At 53.7% G+C, this 4,581-nt stretch carries 2 protein-coding genes; both read left to right on the forward strand.

Annotated elements, in window-relative coordinates; all coding sequences use genetic code 11:
- Positions 1 to 331 precede the first annotated feature (331 nt).
- Positions 332 to 3,049, forward strand: coding sequence for an alkaline phosphatase D family protein (locus ACP5D4_RS05760; RefSeq protein WP_428010677.1), 2,718 nt, complete (start codon positions 332 to 334; stop codon positions 3,047 to 3,049).
- A gap of 306 nt (positions 3,050 to 3,355) precedes the next feature.
- Positions 3,356 to 4,581 (forward strand): SGNH/GDSL hydrolase family protein (locus ACP5D4_RS05765; protein ID WP_428010678.1); only part of this gene is annotated, 1,226 nt, incomplete at its 3' end.

The raw sequence follows: 4,581 nt of genomic DNA on the forward strand, positions 1-4,581 counted from the left end.
ATTAATCTGACACTCTAGCATCTTTGGCTTCCCTTGAGAATGAAATAGCCCTGGTATTTGGGTATTTGTGAGATATTGACTTCCCTTCACTCGCAAGACCTTGAAGCTCAAAAAAATTACCACAAAAAACCTCGTTTTTATTCTGTTTGTATCGTAATTTAATGTCAAAATTGTGGTTGATGGCGGTTTAAAAACTTAACGAATTTCAACAAAAAACCGCTCAAATTTGACGTTTTCTTAATTTGACTTGCCATTTATTTAGCATAAAATTAACCTGAAAACGCCTTCCCAACCCGTAAAGTTGGGTCGATTGGGTCAGGAGACTTTAAAGATGAGCGTACTCGACTTCCTTCAAATCTACGGACTGAACGTCAACGAATTTCTCGCCGACTTGAGAAACGACACCGACGGTTCCCCAACACTTCCCAACGGAGTCGCCTCGGGAGACACCGGCCAAACCAGTACAGTACTGTGGACGCGCAGCAGCGAACCCGGCTTCGTGGCGATCGAATACTCCAGCGACCCGGACTTTAACAACATTGTAGGAACCCTGTCAGCAGAAGTCAGCGACCCCAACGAACCCATCAAACTCCCTCTCAGCGGACTGCAACCCAACACCACCTACTACTACCGCGTCACCGACAGCATCGGAAGTTCCCAAACCGGAACCTTCGACACCGCCGCCGAACTCGGCACCTTCGACGGGTTGCGCTTCGGCGTCTCTGGAGACTGGCGCGGCGAACTGGCGCCCTATCCCGCCATCGCCAACGCCGACGAAAAAGACTTAGACTTCTTCCTTCTCCACGGAGACACCATTTACGCCGACTATCCCTCCCCGGCGTTGAGGAAACCCCAAGCGGAAACCCTGGAAGAATTTCGCCTCAAACAAGCTGAAGTGTACGGCGATCGATTCGGCGTTAACACCTGGGAAGACCTCCGCGCCTCTACCAGCGTCTTGGCTACCATCGACGACCACGAAGTCACCAACGACTTTTCCGGCGGCGCCCCCGCGTTCACCGACCCTCTGGGACGGTTTGGAACCGGAAGCGAACGGATTAACGATACGCCGCTTTACGAAAACGGGTTGCAAGCGTTTCAAGAGTACAACCCGATTCGAGACGAATTTTACGGCGAAACCGGAGACCCCCGCACCGCAGGAGAACGGAAACTTTACCGCAACCAAACCTATGGAAGCGATGCGGCGGTGTTCGTTCTCGACGCGCGATCGTTCCGAGACCCCGCAGTCCCGCAAGCGGACATCAACAATCCCCTATCGGTTCAAAATTTCCTCGCTGCGAGTTTCGACCCCAACCGCACGATGTTAGGACGGGTGCAAGTCGAAGACCTCAAACAGGATTTGCTGGCGGCGGAAACGGCGGGGGTGACGTGGAAGTTCGTGATGGTTCCCGAACCCATCCAAAATCTGGGGTTGGTCAACGCAGGCGATCGATTTGAAGGCTACGCCGCCGAACGCAGCGAAATCCTCAATTTTATTAATACCAACGACATCGACAACGTGGTATTCGTAGCGGCGGACGTTCACGGGACTCTCGTTAACAACCTCACCTATCAGCTAACCCCCGGCGGCGAACAGATTCCCACCAACGCCTTTGAAATCACCACAGGTTCCGTCGCCTTTGACGAACCCTTCGGACCGACGGTCATCGACTTGGCGGTGGATTTCGACTTACTGTCTCCGGAACAGGTGGCGCTGTTCGACAGTTTACCCCGCACCGGGAAAGATGCCTTTATCGAACAACTGACGAACAGCCAGTTGGAAACCTTGGGTTACGATCCCGTCGGGTTGCAAGGATCGCCAGTGGCGGCGCGACTTCTCGAAGGGGGATACGTGGCGACGCAGACTTACGGTTGGACGGAGTTTGCGATCGACCCCACCACCCAAGAACTGCTCGTGACCACCTACGGAATCGAAGCGTACAACGAAGCCGAACTCAACGCCAATCCCCAAAATATACTCGATCGCACCCCGGAAGTGGTCTCTCAATTCGCCGTCACCCCGGAACTCGAGGGATCGATCGCCCCCACTTCCCCACCCTTCGACAACCTTATCGTCTTCGGCGACAGTCTCTCCGACGTCGGGAACGTATTCACCGCCACCAGCGGAACGCTTCCCGCCTCACCTCCCTATTTTGAAGGGCGGTTTTCCAACGGCCGACTCGTCGTCGAACAATTAGCCGACGCCGTCGGGTTAAACGCCTCCGTTCCCGCCTTGCTGGGGGGGACGAACTACGCCTTCGGCGGCGCAACCACCGGGTTTGGCAACTCCGCGCAAGGGACGCCCAACGTGGGAGAACAAATCGATCTCTATCGCCTGGAAAACCGCCTCGACGTCAGGGATTTAGTGTATCTCCACGCCGGAAGTAACAATTTCGTCCAAAGTCCAACGCCTCTCGACCCCGCCAGCGTTGTCAGCGACCTTACCGGCCACATCACCACCTTAGCCGAAGCGGGGGCGACCACCTTCGTCGTGCCGAATTTAGGGGATTTCAGCGGAGCGCCGTTCGTGCGATCGATCGGCCGCAGCGAAGAAATCAGCCAACAACTCGATCGCTTCAACGAACTCCTCGACCCCGCCTTAGATACCTTAGAAGTCGAATTAGGAATCGACATCATCGAATTAGATTTCGCCAGCATCTTCGACGAAATCCTCGCCAATCCCGCCGCCTTCGGCATTCAAAATACCACCGATTTCGCCCTCGACCCCGTGACGGGAACCGTCGTTCCCGACCCCGAAACCTATCTGTTTTGGGACGATTTCCACCCCACCGCCACCGTTTACGACATCGTGACCGAATCGGTTCTCGGGGATTTCACGGATGGACTGTTGGGGGCGCGGCGCGATCGCAGCCTCCCCACCTCTACCGCATCGGCGGAGATCCTCGAAACCTGGGAACCCTCTCCCCATCCCGCTAGTTCCCCCACCCTCGAAACCTCCACGAAAGCAGAAATGGCAGATTTCGCGGCGTCGATCGATCCCAGTTCCACCGCCACCGACGAACAGCCTTTGGCGGCCCTCTTCGGCTTCTGAAGCCAGTTTTCAACTCACCGTATCCCATCACCCCCGTAGCCCCACAGCATGGAGTTACTGGAGTTACGGGGGTTCGATCGATCGAGGGATTGGCGATCGCATCCTGGCCGAGTCCCAGGCCAGGACTCAGTACCGCCGCCTCGACTTACGTAAAAACCCTGAGTATTTTTGTAAAGATTCGGTTTTGATTCTGTAAAGATTTGGTGATAATCCCTAAAAAAGCTCGGATATTCCCATTTAATTACGTAGAATTACGGATATGCCTCGCTCGAGGTTGCAACTGAGCGTCAGGATAAAACTACTGCCATGAAGAAATTTGGATTGACTCAACACCGTCGTTGGTGGGATACAGACGAATCTCCCACCCATCCCTTCCGCGATCGAAACGATAACGATCCCGAATACTCGTTTTTCCGTCCCTGGAACCAAGAGGGGGGGGTTTGGAATCATTTCCCCCAATTCAACGAAGGTTGCTCGCCCTGTCATAACAACACAGAAGATGGCGACGAGGGAGAAGAAGACAAACCCCCCGTCTTCGATTCATTTATCGCCTTCGGCGACAGCCTCTCCGACGTAGGAAACGTTTTTCTCAACAGTGGAGGGACAAACCCGCCCTCACCGCCCTATTTCGACGGACGCTTTTCTAACGGTCCCCTAGTGGTCGAAAACATCGCCGACCGCCTCGGATTAGATGCTTCGACGCCATTTTTAGCCGGAGGCACCAACTTCGCCTTCGGTGGAGCGAGAACCGGTTTCGGTTTGTCTCTCCTACAAACGCCCAACATCGGCGAACAGATTAATTTCTTTTTAGACCAGGTAAACCTGTCCAGCTTACCCAGTCCCGACGAAACGGATTTAGTCTATCTCTACGCCGGGGGAAACGATTTCTTACAAGAAATCGAAGCCAATCCCACCCTAGACCCCGAAGCAGTACTCGAGGGTCTTCCAGAACAGGTTGTAGAAGCCTTAACCGGACATATCAGCACCTTGGCCGAGGCGGGAGCGGAAGCCTTTATCGTGCCGAATTCCGCTGATGTCAGTTTCACGCCGTTCGTCAGAGCAGCTTTTCCTTCGGCTCAAAAACCCATCAGCATTACGATCGAACAGTTTAACGACCTCCTCGACACTCGCCTCGACGAATTAGAAGTAAGTTTAGATATCGAGATCGTTGAATTAGACGTTTTCGAGATCTTCGACGACATTTTAGACAACCCCGAATCCTTTGGCTTTGTCAACAGTACCGACCCAGCCTTCAATCAGATAACAGGAATGTTGGTCGAAAATCCCAATCGATACGTTTTCTGGGATAACGTCCACCCGACAAAAGCCGTTAGCGACATCATTTTTAAAGAACTGCGCGACGAACTGGCAGAATTAGGACTCGACGCCTTTGAAGACGATGGAGATTCGGAGGACAACGAGGACGACCTCGAAGATAACGAGAACCCGGTTGAGGATAGCGACGAGATTTCCGACGAGATTTCCGACGAGATTTCCGACGAGATTTCCGACGAGATTTCCGACGAGATTTC

Origin of the sequence: Baaleninema sp., assembly GCF_049974805.1 — a bacterium.
GTDB lineage: Bacteria > Cyanobacteriota > Cyanobacteriia > Cyanobacteriales > Geitlerinemataceae > Baaleninema.

Excerpts from the sequence above, each read along its gene's own strand:
- ACP5D4_RS05760 (WP_428010677.1), top strand. The coding sequence starts at position 332 with ATGAGCGTACTCGACTTCCTTCAAATCTACGGACTGAACGTCAACGAA.